At 45.5% G+C, this 18,296-nt stretch carries 6 protein-coding genes; all 6 read left to right on the top strand.

The window, feature by feature from the left end; translation table 11 throughout:
* Positions 1-6: 6 nt before the first annotated feature.
* The 6 genes from fre to PING_RS16385 all read left to right on the top strand — a co-directional run bounded on the left by fre (position 7) and on the right by PING_RS16385 (position 18,230).
* Positions 7-702, top strand: a complete 696-nt coding sequence (gene fre, locus PING_RS16410; RefSeq protein WP_011771429.1) for an NAD(P)H-flavin reductase — start codon at positions 7-9, stop codon at positions 700-702.
* 163 nt (positions 703-865) lie between these two features.
* The gene (locus PING_RS16405) at positions 866-1,975 is read left to right on the top strand and encodes a 1-acyl-sn-glycerol-3-phosphate acyltransferase (protein WP_041766639.1); all 1,110 of its coding nucleotides are present in this window, start codon (positions 866-868) and stop codon (positions 1,973-1,975) included.
* A 436-nt stretch (positions 1,976-2,411) separates the two neighbouring features.
* Positions 2,412-5,228, top strand: a complete 2,817-nt coding sequence (gene polA / locus PING_RS16400; protein WP_011771427.1) for a DNA polymerase I — start codon at positions 2,412-2,414, stop codon at positions 5,226-5,228.
* Between the two features lie 1,272 nt (positions 5,229-6,500).
* Positions 6,501-8,048: a TolC family protein gene (locus PING_RS16395; protein WP_011771426.1), complete on the top strand. Its 1,548-nt coding sequence runs from the start codon at positions 6,501-6,503 to the stop codon at positions 8,046-8,048.
* On the top strand, positions 8,048-8,782 hold the full coding sequence (locus PING_RS16390) for an efflux RND transporter periplasmic adaptor subunit (RefSeq protein WP_011771425.1): 735 nt from the start codon (positions 8,048-8,050) through the stop codon (positions 8,780-8,782). The genes PING_RS16395 and PING_RS16390 overlap by 1 nt, the downstream gene beginning before the upstream one ends.
* A gap of 49 nt (positions 8,783-8,831) precedes the next feature.
* Complete coding sequence (locus PING_RS16385; protein WP_011771424.1) at positions 8,832-18,230, top strand: VCBS domain-containing protein; 9,399 nt, start codon at positions 8,832-8,834, stop codon at positions 18,228-18,230.
* The last annotated feature ends 66 nt before the right edge of the window (positions 18,231-18,296 follow it).

Genomic DNA, 18,296 nt, shown 5'->3' with positions numbered 1-18,296 from the left:
AAATTAATGCAACCTGTTACTTGTAAGATCACTTCCATCGAAAAATTAAATACTTTTCTATACCGCGTATTTTTAAAACCCATTGAGCCTGTTTCTTTTAAGGCCGGACAATACGTTTCAATTGTGATGGGAGAAAATGATAAACGTTATTTTTCAATAGCGAACGCACCAACAGGAGATCAAATTGAGCTGCATATAGGGGCCACACCCGAAAACAGTTATGCAATGGAGGTTATTGAAAAGATGCAGGATGAAGGCTGTGTTGATGCTGAAATTGGCAATGGTGTTGCTTATTTACGTGAAAGCTCGGAGCGGCCGATTATATTAGTGGCAGGAGGAACGGGTTTCTCATATGTAAAATCTCTGCTGGAACAAATTGTTCATCTGCAATTAGAAAACCCGGTTTATTTATACTGGGGAGTGAAAGAATACGCACACTTTTATTTTGAAGATGAAGCCTCAAGTTGGGCAAATGATCATAAAAATATTCACTTTCATCCAGTGATTGAATTGCCTGAAGCGCATTGGCAAGGTCATCGAGGTTATGTCCATCAAGCTGTTTTGAATGAATTTGAAGATTTAAGCAGTTTTGATATCTATGTTGTCGGGCGATTTGAGATGGCAAAAATTGCCCGCGATGATTTTGTCAAACAAGGTGCGTTGATTGAACATATCTACGGAGATGCGTTTGCTTTCCTTTGATTTATCCTATCACTTTATTGTTACCACTTAGTGTTCGCGGTATCTCATTTTTTTGAGATACCGCATCTCCGTAAGACTTAACTGCCTCCCTTATTTAATTAAATTCGCTGAAGCCTTTAAAAGAATGTAAAATGCGCCGATATATTTTATAGAGAGTATGAAAATGCCCAACGCAGTCGATAAATTTAGAGATATTCGCCCTTATAACGATGATGAAATTCAACCCGCCATTCAACGCGTTATTAAAAATGATGAATTTATTAATGCCATTATCTGCTTCCGTTTTTCTAAAATTGCCAAATTTATGGGGTTTTTATTAACACCTTTATTACGCCGTTATTTTTTATATAAATGGGGCGGGATTAATAGCATTGATGAGATGCAAAAAGTGGTTGGCGGTTATATGGAACATATGATCGCATCAACAACAACTGGCTTCACCTATTCTGGTCTTGATAAAATTGATCCGACCAAAAATTATCTTTTTGTTTCAAATCATAGAGATATTGCAATGGATCCGGCCTTTGTAAATTGGGCTCTATATTCTGAAAATTTTAAAACCGTGCGTGTTGCTATTGGTGATAATCTCTTAAGCAAACCCTATGTTTCCGATTTGATGCGCATGAATAAAAGTTTTATTGTGCAGCGTTCTGTCTCGGGTATACGTGAAATGATGAAATCACTGGGGCAGTTATCTGATTATATTTTTAGCTCTTTACAGGGCGAAAGTAATATCTGGATTGCTCAAAGAGAAGGCCGAGCAAAGGATGGTTTTGATAAAACTGAGCCTGCTATTATTAAAATGTTTTACGTCAACGGTAAAAAACAAAAAATAAGTTTCTCAGATTACATTAATAAATTGAATATTGTACCTGTTGCGATTTCCTATGAATTTGACCCTTGTGATCAGCAAAAGGCTCAGGAATTATATGATAAGGCGCAATTTGGAGAGTATAAAAAATCAAAATATGAAGATATTGAAAGTATTGTCCGAGGGATTACCGGGAAAAAAGGGCGAGTTCATGTGGCTTTCGGACAGCCCCTAAAAGGTGAATTTAGCGATGCAGAGACAGTTGCACAAGAAATCGATCGTCAGATTTATAAAAATTATCATTTACACTCCTCTAACTTTATTGCCGCCAAGCAAGACATTTCCTCTATTGATATTGCTGATCAGGAGCTCTTTAATGCCCGCTTACAGGGTTTTAAACCCGAGTTGCAAGAAATTGTATTAAAAATGTACGCGAATCCGGTCAGTAACCATATAAAGTGATCTGATGTTCGTCAACTAAAAAAAATTTCTGTTTATGCACATATCGAAAAATTCCTTATGTGCCTATTTTTGTCATACTCAATCTGTAACATATTGAAAATAAGTATTTTTAATTTCTTTGTTGTGACAGTCAAAATTTAGTGTAAAACAACTAACAGAGTTATCCACAGGCCTTGCTGCAGGAAAAGTGAACAAACACTTACCTTTACCAACCGATATTTAAGTCATTATTCAATAAAAATCCGGTTAGCGCTGAATATTTATAGGCCAACTGATTAACAATGAAAATTTCTCTACAGATTTGTTAATAACTTAAATACTTTATCGGTTGAATCTCTAGCAGATACATTTGCGATTACTTATCAAGCGCACTTCCAAGTTTTCAGCGGATCGGTATAATCAAAACTAATTTCTCTTTTATTTTGGTAACAATCCGATGGCAACTATTCCGGAAAATCCTTTTATCCTTGTTGATGGTTCTTCATATCTTTATCGCGCTTTTTTTTCACCTCCACATTTGACCAACTCTGCAGGTGAAGCAACGGGGGCTGTTTATGGTGTGGTTAATATGCTGCAAAGTTTATTAAAACAATTTAATCCCAGTCATGTGGTGGTGGTTTTTGATGCAAAGGGTAAAACCTTCCGTGATGATATGTACACTGAGTATAAATCTAACCGACCCAGTATGCCCGATGATTTACGCATTCAAATTGAGCCGTTACATGCCGTTATTAAGGCGATGGGCTTGCCTATTTTAACCATCCCGGGTGTTGAGGCTGATGATGTTATTGGCACACTTTCCCGCCAAGCAAGTGCGCAGGGGATCACGACCTTAATCAGCACTGGTGATAAAGATATGGCGCAACTGGTTGATACAAATACGCTATTAATCAATACTATGACAAATACCGTTCTTGATGTAGAAGGTGTTAATGAAAAATTTGGAATTCCACCCGAGTTGATTATCGATTATCTTGGTTTAATGGGAGACAAAGTCGATAATATTCCGGGAGTACCAGGTGTTGGAGAAAAAACGGCTCTGGCTATGTTACAGGGGCTGGGCTCGATGGATGATATTTACCTAAACCTCGACAAACTCGCTGCCCTGGGCTTTCGTGGCAGTAAAACTATCGCTAAAAAGATGCAGGACAATGAAGAGATGGCAAGGCTTTCTTATCAACTTGCCACTATTAAAACCGATGTTGAATTATCTGAAAGTTATGAAGACTTTAAGCCTAAAGCCCAAGATACCGATGCGTTGATTAAACTTTTCGGACAATTGGAGTTTAGACGCTGGTTATCTGCCCTGTTAGACAATGGCAGTATGACAAACCACCAAGGTGCAGTTTCCAGTACTGCGACTAGCTCTACTAGCACTGCCACTGCTAACCCTAGTGCGACAACCTCCAGTATTGATCGCAGCGGCTACAAAACTATTTATACGCAGGGGCAATTAACACAGTGGATTGCCAAATTAGAAGCCGCTGAGTTATTTTCCTTTGATACAGAAACAACCAGCCTGGATTACATGCAGGCCAGAATAGTGGGCCTCTCTTTTGCTGTCCAAAGCAATGTTGGCAGTGACGAGCAGCCTATTATAGAAGCGGCTTATTTACCCCTGGCCCATGATTATATTGATGCGCCCAAGCAATTAGATTTAACCACCACCTTAGAAAAACTTAGACCTTTACTAGAAAGTGAAAAATATAAAAAAGTCGGCCAAAATTTAAAATATGACCGGAGTGTATTGCTCAATCACGGTATTGAATTAAAAGGTATCAAGTTTGATACTATGCTTGAATCCTATGTCCTTGATAGCACCGGGCGACATGATATGGATACGCTGGCGCTTAAATATCTTGGTCATCAATGTATTTCATTTGAAGAGATTGCAGGGAAAGGTAAAAAGCAGCTTCCCTTTAATCAAATCAGTATTATAGAAGCTGCGCCCTATGCAGCCGAAGATGCCGATGTCACCCTGCGTTTACATTTACAGTTATTTGAACAATTGTCAGCTGAGCCTAAGTTGTTATCTGTTTTTAACAATATTGAATTACCTTTATTGACCGTTCTTTCCGATATCGAACGTGGTGGTGTTGAGATTGATAGCGACTTATTGACTAAACAGAGTGCTGAAATCGGTAAACGCTTATTGGAGCTCGAAGCCTTAGCTTATGAAGAGGCAGGTAAACCCTTTAATCTTAGTTCACCAAAACAGCTGCAGACCATTCTTTATGATGAGCTTGAGTTACCGGTTTTAAAGAAAACGCCCAAAGGCGCGCCATCAACAGCCGAAGAGGTCTTACAAGAATTGGCATTAACTTATCCCTTGCCCAAATTAATTATTGAGCATCGTGGTTTAAGTAAATTAAAATCGACCTATACCGATAAACTGCCAAAAATGGTGAATGAAAAAACCGGCCGTTTACATACCTCATATCAGCAAGCCGTCACTGTCACCGGGCGCTTATCTTCAACGGATCCAAACCTGCAAAATATTCCCATTCGTAGCGCCGAAGGACGCCGTATCCGTCAAGCTTTTATCGCTCAACCGGGCTATAAAATTGTGGCAGCCGATTACAGCCAAATTGAATTGCGTATTATGGCCCATCTTTCACAGGACAAAGGACTACTGGACGCCTTTTCAACGGGCAAAGATATTCATAAAGCAACCGCTTCTGAAGTGTTTTCGGTGCCTTTGGATGAGGTCACCACGGAGCAAAGGCGCAGCGCTAAAGCGATTAACTTTGGTCTTATTTATGGCATGAGTGCATTTGGCTTGGCTAAACAGCTCAATATTGGTCGTCATGAAGCACAGTTATACATGGATAAGTACTTCAACCGTTATCCGGGTGTGCTTATCTATATGGAAGATACGCGCAGCCTCGCCAATGAAAAAGCGTATGTTGAAACGATTTTAGGTCGCCGTCTGCAATTGCCCAATATTAAATCCCGCAATGGAATGCTTAAAAAAGCCGCGGAGCGTGCCGCGATCAATGCGCCAATGCAGGGGACTGCTGCCGATATCATTAAAAAAGCGATGATTGATATGGCAGATTGGATTGCACAAAAGAGTCCAGGCAGCGTACAGATGTTAATGCAGGTACACGATGAATTGGTCTTTAGCATTAAAGAAGAGTTAGTTGAGTCCTACACTAAAGAGATTCAAGCTATTATGGCGAAAGCCGCTGATTTAGATGTGCCACTGATTGCCGATGCGGGTGTGGGTGATAATTGGGACGAGGCGCATTAACTAATAAGTTTTTGAAAATTGCCGTTGACTGCTTTTTGAACTGCTTAAGCTGCTGGTTATGCAAATAATTTAAACGCCTTATAATATTTTGTAAGGCATTTTTTTGCTTTAAATTTTTTTTCTTCAAACTTTTTAAAAATATGCAATAGTTTGGCCCATAAATTTACATGTGAAAGTTGAACTGCGATAGGTTTAGTCATGCTAGAGAAGGCTGATCATAGCCAGAGAATGAATAAACATAGAACTTTTTGATAAATTAATTGATATTTTTTAAAAATGATATGAACTTAATCGAAGTACTGTTGACTAATCCTATGAATTAGTTAATTCATAGTTACTTCCTTAGTTTAACCCGTTACAAATTTTTGTAACGGGTTTTTTTTGCTTTGAATTAAGCGCTGAAGCTAAACTCCTTTATAATTGAACTTCAATAGGTGAAATATGCTGGCATTAAGCGCAAACTCCATGAGTTTCCAATATGTTAAACCATATTTTTTAACCTACTCTTAAAATACCTCACCTATCGCCAATCTGTTAACCCTCTAATTTTATGGCACTTATCATAAATAAATAACTGCATCAGCTGTTCAAAACCAAATTGAGCACACATAAGATAAGCATTTGAGGCGATTAATAAAAAATAGTTCTCTAAAGTGCGACAGATATTATACCCAATCCATTAATTTTCTGCTTATTTATGCGGGTTAAAATGCATGCCTTATTTTTATGTGTTTTCATAGTTCAACTAATGAGTGGAAGGTGGTTTAGCATTATGCTGTTGTAGATGCTCCAGAAGTTGATAAGCACTGATTCCCTCCCTTTTATTCTGCAATTAGCCGTAAAATACCTTGCTGTATGGTTGTAGAGCGAATTTTTCTTTTCTTATAAATACCTTTGCTGCGCTCAAGTAATGGGTTCGGTATGAGAGTGATCCGCAATAAATAGATTTAAATTAGCATGCTAATGGTTTATCAGAGAAAAGATCATGCTATCGCAGTGTATTGCATCTACAAGCTATGATTGTTGTGCTGTTTTTGTAATGAGGGGGGTTGCACTAAGATCGTTACTATTATATTTAAGTTAACAGCTCAGTTGCCATTTTTTAATTAAATATTACAAATACCTGCTCAAATTCAAAAAAACAGAATATTTTATATTTTACAGATTTATATTTTATATAGATCAGCCTTAGCTTACTTGTTTATTTTTTTATTATTATACATATTAGAAATTAACCATAAATTTACATTTTTAGCTTAAAGGAATAAGTGTATGTTCTTTAGAAAAACCTTACTCGCAACTTCACTAACCCTGGCTATCAGTGGTTGTTCTGTTACACCAAACGCAATTTCTCCAGGTGATATGGCCGGGACTGCAAAAAGTGATATTGAGCAACTATCTCAACAACCCGCCGTTGAACAAGCCATTACATTAAATGATGCCATTGCTCGGGCTGTTCTTAATAACCGTGATAAAAAGCTTAAAGTACTTGAATCAGCACTTTCTCTTGGGCAGATGAAGCTAGTTCAGCATCAGATGTTGCCTAGTTTGACAGCCTCAGCCGGATATACACAACGTGATAATTACGCGGGTTCGGCAAGCGCAAGTTTTTCTAATGGAGTGCCTGATCCGCTCGGGACTAATCCTGCTTACTCGGTTTCTCAAGAGAAAATACGTGATACGCAAAGTATTGCTTTTACTTGGAATATTCTTGATTTTGGGCTTTCTTATGTGCGTGCTAATCAGTATGCCGATCGTTATCTTATTAGCAAAGAACGTGAGCGTAAAGTTGTTCATAATATCACGCAAGATGTTCGTGCCGCTTATTGGCGTGCGGTATCGGCCGAGCGACTATTAACTAAAATTAACCCATTGATTGAAAAGGCGGCAAATGCGCTTAAAAATTCACGTCAGATAGAAACTAAACAACTACAGCCACCTTTAGAAGCACTTTATTATCAGCGTGAATTACTTGATATTTTGCGTGCTCTGCAATCCTTACGTCAAGATCTGGTCGGTGCTAAGACTGAGTTGGAAAGCTTAGTGGGTCTTAAGCCTGGCACACAATTTGAACTCGCTGATGTGAATACAACGTTAAAGCAAATTCCTGAACTGTCTGTTGAACTTGACGACATGGAAGAGCTGGCGTTACAACAACGACCTGAGTTAATTGAAAATTATTATCAAAAACGCATCTCAGCGGCAGAAACCAAGGCGGCAATGCTCGATATGCTTCCCGGTATTAATTTAACAGCAGGCGTTTATGCTGATAGCAATGATTATCTGCTTAACCAGGATTGGACCAGTATGGGTGCTCAGGTCAGCTGGAATTTGTTAGATATGTTTAAGATTGGTACAGAATTGGATATGGCTAAAACGCGTATTGCCTTAGTCAAAGAGCAACGATTAGCCGCTTCAATGGCGGTCTTAACACAAGTGCATCTTGCCCGTATCCGTTATCAGCAGGCGCGTAAAACCTTTGATTTAGCGGGCAATTACTTGAATGTAGCAGAACGAATCAGCGAACAGACGGTAAAGGCGGCAAGCATGCAGCGCGCTTCATCGCTTGATTTGATTCGTGAATCCTTAAATACGCTACTCGCGGAATTGCGTCGTGATGTGGCTTATGCGGGTCTGCAAAATAGTTATGGTCGTATCTATGTGACTATGGGGATGGATTTACTCCCAGAAGATTATATGCAGATTGAGTTACCGGAATTGAGTAAGCGGATTGGCCAGCGTTTTGAGCAATGGGAAAAAGGTGAATTAAAGCTCAACATTGAATCTGCCGTTGAAGCAGAAGAGAGCAAGGGGCAATAATGTTAAAAGTATCCACTTTTGCACTAAATTGTTTATTTCTGCTGACTTCGGCAACAGCTTGGAGTGCGGATTATGAGGCTCCTGCCGTGATCAAAGCATTTGATCGTGCTGTTTTGTCAGGAGAGTTAGCGGCAAAAGTGGTGCGTCTACCACTTCGTCCCGGAGATGCCTTTGCTAAAGGCGATCTTCTTGTGGCACTTGACTGTGAACTCTATAAGGCGCAAGCCGACAAGGTCGCAGCTGAAGTGGCAGCGGCTCAAATCAAATATGAAAATGCACAGGATTTGAATGCGCTTTATGCGATCGGGGCCGTCGATGTTGCATTGACAGAATCTGAATACGCGCAATCCCAGGCTGAACAGCGCATTGCCAAGTTGAACACTGAACGTTGTCAGATACGTGCGCCATGGCGCGGTCGTGTTGTCGCTCTGCTGATTAATGCTCATGAAAATATACGTCAGCAGCAGGCTTTGATTGAAATTGTCGGAGATCGCAAGCTTGAAGCTGAAGTTGTAGTGCCTGCAGCCTGGTTAGCCTGGCTTAAAACTGGAATGCCATTGCATCTTCAGCTAAGCGAGGTTGCTGTGCAGGTCGACGCTAAAGTTGCTGCGATAACACCAGCGATAGATAGTGTCAGTCAAACCGTGATAGTGCGTGTTGCGCTGCCAGTTGATTCCAACTTAATACCCGGTTTAAGTGCCATCGCCATATTTAATGTGCCGCAGACCCAGTGAACCTACATATAAATAGGCATAATTGCCTGTGCTTTAAGGGATTTAGACCATGAAAAAGCAATCCATAAATACTTCTATTCGTTTTCGTCGTAAACCTTTGATAATGGCGTTAGAGCCGCGCATCTTGCTTGATGGTGCGGCTCTAGCAACAACTGTTGAAATGGCCACTGATGTTGCGTATCAGAATGATGCTGCGCAACAGGAAACAAGCGATCAAAGTATCCATTTTGCAGCGCCTGCACCCACAGAAGTCAACAATCGTCGTGAAGTGGCTTTTGTTGATACTCAAGTTGAAGATTATCAAAGTCTAGTGAACGGCTTAGGAGATAATATTGAGGTGATACTGATTAATAGTGATCACAGTGGATTGGATCAGATGGTCTCTGCATTGCGGGGGCAAAGCGAGATAGATGCGATTCATCTTTATAGCCATGGTGATATCGGCGAGTTAAAAATAGGTAACCAGACGCTGACCAGTGACAATCTGCAAGCGAATAGTGAACTGCTCAGTAGACTCGGACAATCGCTGTCTGAGTCTGGCGATATTATGCTTTATGGTTGTTATGTCGGTGCTGATAGTGAAGGGCAGAGCTTTATTGACACTATTGCTGAACTCAGTGGTGCGGATGTTGCCGCTTCTAACGATCTGACCGGTGCTCAAAACTTGGGCGGTGATTGGGATCTTGAGGCAGATAATGGAACGATAGAAACGCTTGCACTGTTATCTTCTGAATTTAATAATGTCCTTGGGGCACCTGCGACGACGGTTTCTCAACTGGCTGATGCATTTTCCTTTGCGGAGGGCGGTGCCCCTGTCACTGTGGATAGCAGTATTTCATTCAGCGGTGGTGGTAGTTACACAGAAGGCTATATACGTTTTTCAGTGGCAAGTGCGACGGCTGATGATTTTTTTACGCTGAAAGGTGCGGCAAATGTCAATGATAATGGTGCTATCTCAATTGAGGGTAGTGATGTGTATCAGGGGAATGGCAGTAGTCGTGACCGTATCGGTTCAATTGATGCCGTTGAAAATGGGGAAAATGGCCAGGCACTAAAAATTCTGTTCTCTAGCCCGTTACCTAATTCTGGTTTTGAAGAGGGTACAGCCGATTGGACAATTGTTGATGCCGAGTACGGTAACGGCGGTGATGAGATTAATTTTGATAATTACACTATACCCCTCGCCACTAACAGTGATGACAACAGTACGTATACAGGCGGCACAGGTACAGTTAATGTGCAAACACCTAACGGGATGAACTTTAATGGCAGCATTGCCTCTACCGCTGGTGTTGATAGTACTAAGGCTTTGTATCTAAACAGTGATGGCCATATTCTAAGAAGTGATCAAGACTCTAGAGGTTCTTTTCAGACGGATGGCTACGGTTCAATTCATGGCCCATATGCCAGAAGTTCGGTAATCGGTGTTGAAAATGGTGATTCTATCTCGCTTGAGTTTAATGCACAGGGCATTGGTGATGACTATGAAGTCTTTGGTTTACTGCGTAAAGTGGATGGTAACGGAGATTTTATCAGTAACAATCTGGATGCTAATAATATTGTGCTGTTTGCAGAGCGTGGCGCAGATACTAGCGGTTATAAAACGGTAACCTATAGCGGGTTATCGGCAGGGGATTATCGATTTGAGTTTGTCGGCGGCACCTATGATGGAACGGGGGGGCTCGTAGTCGGCTCTAACCTCTACGTAGATAATATCCGTCTAATTTCCAGTGCCTCTGTCACGGATTCTGTTGCCAGCCAGATTGCCAGTCAGGTCCAATATCAAAGTACTTCCGGCGGTACAGAAACTGCCCGGAATGTAACCGTTACCGCAGTTAATCAAAGTGGTACTAGTGGCTCTGATACTATTATACTGAATATTACTCTGAGTAACAATGCGCCTTCTTTTTCCGCCCCGGGCGTGCTGGATACTGTAAACGAGGATAGCACTTCACCCAGTGGTGCAACTGTGAGTAGTTTATTCGATAGTCTTTTTGATGATCCCGACGTAACTGCTGCTCCAATAGATAGTTTAACCGGCGTTGTGATCACAGCTGATAACAGTACTAGCGCAGAAGGTGCATGGCAGTACTCAACAGATAGTGGAGCAAACTGGTATGCCGTTGGCTCTGTATCCGATGCAAGTGGTTTAGTTTTATCAAGTGCATCAAATCTGCGTTTTGTGCCCGTTGCTGATTATAATGGCACGCCTGGTGGATTGAGTGTACATGCGATTGACAGCTCGGATAACAGTATTAATTATACTGCTGGAATAACTCGTGCGTCCTATGATGTCGCTTTGGCCGGTAATACCGGTGGTATTACCGCTGTTTCCAGCTCTGCTGTTGCATTAACTACTTCTATTGCAGCAGTTAATGATGATTCTGTTGTGACCGCAGTAGACGTTGACGGCAGCATCATCGACGGGACTCGCCTGAACGACAGTGGTTCGATCGCGTTTACGGATGCTGACCTGACCGACCGCCCGACGGCTAACGAGGTGATTAAATTGGTCACCGCGATCCGTGCTGATGGCAGTACGCCTTTGGGGCTGACGGATACACAGCAGGCGGCAATAGAAGCCGCTTTCAGTCTTACGCCGGCCGTTGCTAATGGTAACGACGGCAGTATTAACTGGGATTACACTATCGCGGTGGCGGATTTGGACTTTCTGGCTAAGGATGAAGTCGTAACGGCGGTATTCACCGTGACGGTTAATGATGGTCATGGCGGGCTTGTTGCTCAAGACGTGACCGTGACACTGACCGGCAGCAACGACCTGCCGTTAGTGATAGCGACGGATGTTAACGGCAGCATCATCGACGGGACTCGCCTGAACGACAGTGGTTCGATCGCGTTTACGGATGCTGACCTGACCGACCGCCCGACGGCTAACGAGGTGATTAAATCGGTCACCGCGATCCGTGCTGATGGCAGTACGCCTTTGGGGCTGACGGATACACAGCAGGCGGCAATAGAAGCGGCTTTCAGTCTTACGCCGGCCGTTGGCAATGGTAACGACGGCAGTATTAACTGGGATTACACTATCGCGGCGGCGGATTTGGACTTCCTGGCTAAGGATGAAGTCGTAACGGCGGTATTCACCGTGACGGTCAATGATGGTCATGGCGGGCTTGTTGCTCAGGACGTGACCGTGACACTGACCGGCAAAAATGATGTGCCGTTAGTGATAGCGACGGATGTTAACGGCAGCATCATAGACGGCACTCGTCTTAACGACAGTGGTTCGATCGCGTTTACGGATGCTGACCTGACCGACCGCCCGACGGCTAACGAGGTGACTAAATCGGTCACCGCGATCCGTGCTGATGGCAGTACGCCTTTGGGGCTGACGGATACACAGCAGGCGGCAATAGAAGCGGCTTTCAGTCTTACGCCGGCCGTTGCTAATGGTAACGACGGCAGTATTAACTGGGATTACACTATCGCGGTGGCGGATTTGGACTTTCTGGCTAAGGATGAAGTCGTAACGGCGGTATTCACCGTGACGGTTAATGATGGTCATGGCGGGCTTGTTGCTCAAGACGTGACCGTGACACTGACCGGCAGCAACGACCTGCCGTTAGTAATAGCGACGGATGTTAACGGCAGCATCATAGACGGCACTCGTCTTAACGACAGTGGTTCGATCGCGTTTACGGATGTTGACCTGACCGACCGCCCGACGGCTAACGAGGTGACTAAATCGGTCACCGCGATCCGTGCTGATGGCAGTACGCCTTTGGGGCTGACGGATACACAGCAGGCGGCAATAGAAGCCGCTTTCAGTCTTACGCCGGCCGTTGCTAATGGTAACGACGGCAGTATTAACTGGGATTACACTATCGCGGTGGCGGATTTGGACTTTCTGGCTAAGGATGAAGTCGTAACGGCGGTATTCACCGTGACGGTTAATGATGGTCATGGCGGGCTTGTTGCTCAAGACGTGACCGTGACACTGACCGGCAGCAACGACCTGCCGTTAGTGATAGCGACGGATGTTAACGGCAGCATCATCGACGGGACTCGCCTGAACGACAGTGGTTCGATCGCGTTTACGGATGCTGACCTGACCGACCGCCCGACGGCTAACGAGGTGATTAAATCGGTCACCGCGATCCGTGCTGATGGCAGTACGCCTTTGGGGCTGACGGATACACAGCAGGCGGCAATAGAAGCCGCTTTCAGTCTTACGCCGGCCGTTGGCAATGGTAACGACGGCAGTATTAACTGGGATTACACTATCGCGGCGGCGGATTTGGACTTCCTGGCTAAGGATGAAGTCGTAACGGCGGTATTCACCGTGACGGTCAATGATGGTCATGGCGGGCTTGTTGCTCAGGACGTGACCGTGACACTGACCGGCAAAAATGATGTGCCGTTAGTGATAGCGACGGATGTTAACGGCAGCATCATAGACGGCACTCGTCTTAACGACAGTGGTTCGATCGCGTTTACGGATGCTGACCTGACCGACCGCCCGACGGCTAACGAGGTGACTAAATCGGTCACCGCGATCCGTGCTGATGGCAGTACGCCTTTGGGGCTGACGGATACACAGCAGGCGGCAATAGAAGCCGCTTTCAGTCTTACGCCGGCCGTTGGCAATGGTAACGACGGCAGTATTAACTGGGATTACACTATCGCGGCGGCGGATTTGGACTTCCTGGCTAAGGATGAAGTCGTAACGGCGGTATTCACCGTGACGGTCAATGATGGTCATGGCGGGCTTGTTGCTCAGGACGTGACCGTGACACTGACCGGCAAAAATGATGTGCCGTTAGTGATAGCGACGGATGTTAACGGCAGCATCATAGACGGCACTCGTCTTAACGACAGTGGTTCGATCGCGTTTACGGATGCTGACCTGACCGACCGCCCGACGGCTAACGAGGTGACTAAATCGGTCACCGCGATCCGTGCTGATGGCAGTACGCCTTTGGGGCTGACGGATACACAGCAGGCGGCAATAGAAGCCGCTTTCAGTCTTACGCCGGCCGTTGCTAATGGTAACGACGGCAGTATTAACTGGGATTACACTATCGCGGTGGCGGATTTGGACTTTCTGGCTAAGGATGAAGTCGTAACGGCGGTATTCACCGTGACGGTTAATGATGGTCATGGCGGGCTTGTTGCTCAAGACGTGACCGTGACACTGACCGGCAGCAACGACCTGCCGTTAGTAATAGCGACGGATGTTAACGGCAGCATCATAGACGGCACTCGTCTTAACGACAGTGGTTCGATCGCGTTTACGGATGTTGACCTGACCGACCGCCCGACGGCTAACGAGGTGACTAAATCGGTCACCGCGATCCGTGCTGATGGCAGTACGCCTTTGGGGCTGACGGATACACAGCAGGCGGCAATAGAAGCCGCTTTCAGTCTTACGCCGGCCGTTGCTAATGGTAACGACGGCAGTATTAACTGGGATTACACTATCGCGGTGGCGGATTTGGACTTTCTGGCTAAGGATGAAGTCGTAACGGCGGTATTCACCGTGACGGTTAATGATGGTCATGGCGGGCTTGTTGCTCAAGACGTGACCGTGACACTGACCGGCAGCAACGACCTGCCGTTAGTAATAGCGACGGATGTTAACGGCAGCATCATAGACGGCACTCGTCTTAACGACAGTGGTTCGATCGCGTTTACGGATGTTGACCTGACCGACCGCCCGACGGCTAACGAGGTGACTAAATCGGTCACCGCGATCCGTGCTGATGGCAGTACGCCTTTGGGGCTGACGGATACACAGCAGGCGGCAATAGAAGCCGCTTTCAGTCTTACGCCGGCCGTTGCTAATGGTAACGACGGCAGTATTAACTGGGATTACACTATCGCGGTGGCGGATTTGGACTTTCTGGCTAAGGATGAAGTCGTAACGGCGGTATTCACCGTGACGGTTAATGATGGTCATGGCGGGCTTGTTGCTCAAGACGTGACCGTGACACTGACCGGCAGCAACGACCTGCCGTTAGTAATAGCGACGGATGTTAACGGCAGCATCATAGACGGCACTCGTCTTAACGACAGTGGTTCGATCGCGTTTACGGATGTTGACCTGACCGACCGCCCGACGGCTAACGAGGTGACTAAATCGGTCACCGCGATCCGTGCTGATGGCAGTACGCCTTTGGGGCTGACGGATACACAGCAGGCGGCAATAGAAGCCGCTTTCAGTCTTACGCCGGCCGTTGCTAATGGTAACGACGGCAGTATTAACTGGGATTACACTATCGCGGTGGCGGATTTGGACTTTCTGGCTAAGGATGAAGTCGTAACGGCGGTATTCACCGTGACGGTTAATGATGGTCATGGCGGGCTTGTTGCTCAAGACGTGACCGTGACACTGACCGGCAGCAACGACCTGCCGTTAGTGATAGCGACGGATGTTAACGGCAGCATCATAGACGGGACTCGCCTGAACGACAGTGGTTCGATCGCGTTTACGGATGCTGACCTGACCGACCGCCCGACGGCTAACGAGGTGATTAAATCGGTCACCGCGATCCGTGCTGATGGCAGTACGCCTTTGGGGCTGACGGATACACAGCAGGCGGCAATAGAAGCGGCTTTCAGTCTTACGCCGGCCGTTGGCAATGGTAACGACGGCAGTATTAACTGGGATTACACTATCGCGGCGGCGGATTTGGACTTCCTGGCTAAGGATGAAGTCGTAACGGCGGTATTCACCGTGACGGTCAATGATGGTCATGGCGGGCTTGTTGCTCAGGACGTGACCGTGACACTGACCGGCAAAAATGATGTGCCGTTAGTGATAGCGACGGATGTTAACGGCAGCATCATAGACGGCACTCGTCTTAACGACAGTGGTTCGATCGCGTTTACGGATGCTGACCTGACCGACCGCCCGACGGCTAACGAGGTGACTAAATCGGTCACCGCGATCCGTGCTGATGGCAGTACGCCTTTGGGGCTGACGGATACACAGCAGGCGGCAATAGAAGCCGCTTTCAGTCTTACGCCGGCCGTTGCTAATGGTAACGACGGCAGTATTAACTGGGATTACACTATCGCGGTGGCGGATTTGGACTTTCTGGCTAAGGATGAAGTCGTAACGGCGGTATTCACCGTGACGGTTAATGATGGTCATGGCGGGCTTGTTGCTCAAGACGTGACCGTGACACTGACCGGCAGCAACGACCTGCCGTTAGTAATAGCGACGGATGTTAACGGCAGCATCATAGACGGCACTCGTCTTAACGACAGTGGTTCGATCGCGTTTACGGATGTTGACCTGACCGACCGCCCGACGGCTAACGAGGTGACTAAATCGGTCACCGCGATCCGTGCTGATGGCAGTACGCCTTTGGGGCTGACGGATACACAGCAGGCGGCAATAGAAGCCGCTTTCAGTCTTACGCCGGCCGTTGCTAATGGTAACGACGGCAGTATTAACTGGGATTACACTATCGCGGTGGCGGATTTGGAATTCCTGGCTAAGGATGAAGTCGTAACGGCGGTATTCACCGTGACGGTTAATGATGGTCATGGCGGGCTTGTTGCTCAAGACGTGACCGTGACACTGACCGGCAGCAACGACCTGCCGTTAGTAATAGCGACGGATGTTAACGGCAGCATCATAGACGGCACTCGTCTTAACGACAGTGGTTCGATCGCGTTTACGGATGTTGACCTGACCGACCGCCCGACGGCTAACGAGGTGATTAAATCGGTCACCGCGATCCGTGCTGATGGCAGTACGCCTTTGGGGCTGACGGATACACAGCAGGCGGCAATAGAAGCGGCTTTCAGTCTTACGCCAGCCGTTGGCAATGGTAACGACGGCAGTATTAACTGGGATTACACTATCGCGGCGGCGGATTTGGACTTCCTGGCTAAGGATGAAGTCGTAACGGCGGTATTCACCGTGACGGTCAATGATGGTCATGGCGGGCTTGTTGCTCAGGACGTGACCATGACACTGACCGGCAGCAATGATGTGCCGACTATTACAGCGGATGCCGCCAGTGGAATTTCTGAACTGACTGATGCGAGTGCGCAGGCTTTAAGTGATAGCGGCACGGTTAGCTTTACCGATATTGATAATACGGATTTGATTGATATCACCTTTGAATCTAATAATGATATTGCTTGGAGTAATGGTACGTTAGACGATGTGTTGGCAACAGCATTGGTTACAGGCTTCGGTGTCGGAATAAATGACTCAGCAGCACCAGGCAACACAGAGTGGAGTTATGATGTCAGTGGGCATAATCTTGACTTTCTGAGTGCTGGCGATACTGTCAATTTTAGCTACACAGTAACAGCAACAGATAGTCAGGGAGCAATTGCTACCGATACTGTTGAATTTATTATTACTGGCACCAATGACATCCCAGAGGTAACTTCTCGTCAACTAACGGATAATGAAACTGTTATACAAATGGGAGATGATTACTTACTGGATATTAGTTCTCTATTTAGCGATAAAGATTCTGGGGACAGTTTTGATAATTTAGAACTATTGATCGCAGGGCTGCCAGTTGGCGTTAGCTATAATGCAGAAACGGGTATTATTTCAGGTGCACCGCGCGAGCCGGGTAAGTTTATTATTGTTCTGACTGCGTTCGATACCGAAGGCGCAAGTGTCACTCGCTCCTTTGAATTAACCGTGACTGCGGTAGTACAGGATGATGGCGTTGCAACTGGCGGTGATTCAACACCTCCGCCCGCTCCAGAAAATGATACTCAGTCTGTCGAATCTGGTTTCTCTGCTGTACCCGATGGCTTGGTCAACAATGGTGGTAGTTCAGATCCCTCAGGTACTGGCGGTTTTATGGGGAATAAGACACTTGCTGGAGATGCTGAGCCGATAAACGAAGGAACAGCTGCAGATCAAGCAACTGAGCAAGTGATTCTGGCTGAAGGGGGAGTGCTAGTCGTTGAAAATCAAAGTCAAGATGGTCGAACCAGCATAAGCTCATCTGTTGATGTCACTGTCAGTGATTCTGGAGAAGTGATCTTTAATGATGTTCAACAGGGAGCGTTTAGTTTTGTTTCTTTAGCTGTGGTCGTTATTGAAAATGTGGCGGATAATGAGTTATTCATTGATATTGCAGATACGAGTCAAAATTCTTCTAAAAATTACACTGGTACTTTGGGCAGTGGTGAGGGTCTACCTGGATGGGTGACACTTGATCCTACGACGGGCTCTATTACTATTAACAATCCTCCTTTAGATCAAAAAGAAGTTACCATTCGTATTGAAACAGTTGATGCTGATAACAATAAGCGGGTGTTGGAACTCAAGCTGAATCTTGACGAGTTGCTTAAACGTCAACAAATCAATGCTGAATCTGATCTTAATGAAAACAATCAGGCACAGACTGAATTTTTACCTTTAAATGGCCAGATGGAAGCTGAATTACTGGCCAGAGATCAATATGGTGATAATCTGATGGCATTATTGCATTCGGCATAAAGACATACTGTCCGTGAAACGGTTGCATCCCTGTCGGGATTGCAGCAAAAACTGCGCAAGGCATCT

It is taken from the genome of Psychromonas ingrahamii 37, from assembly GCF_000015285.1.
GTDB classification, from domain to species: domain Bacteria; phylum Pseudomonadota; class Gammaproteobacteria; order Enterobacterales; family Psychromonadaceae; genus Psychromonas; species Psychromonas ingrahamii.
This window is presented reverse-complemented; position numbering and strand designations above follow the sequence as displayed.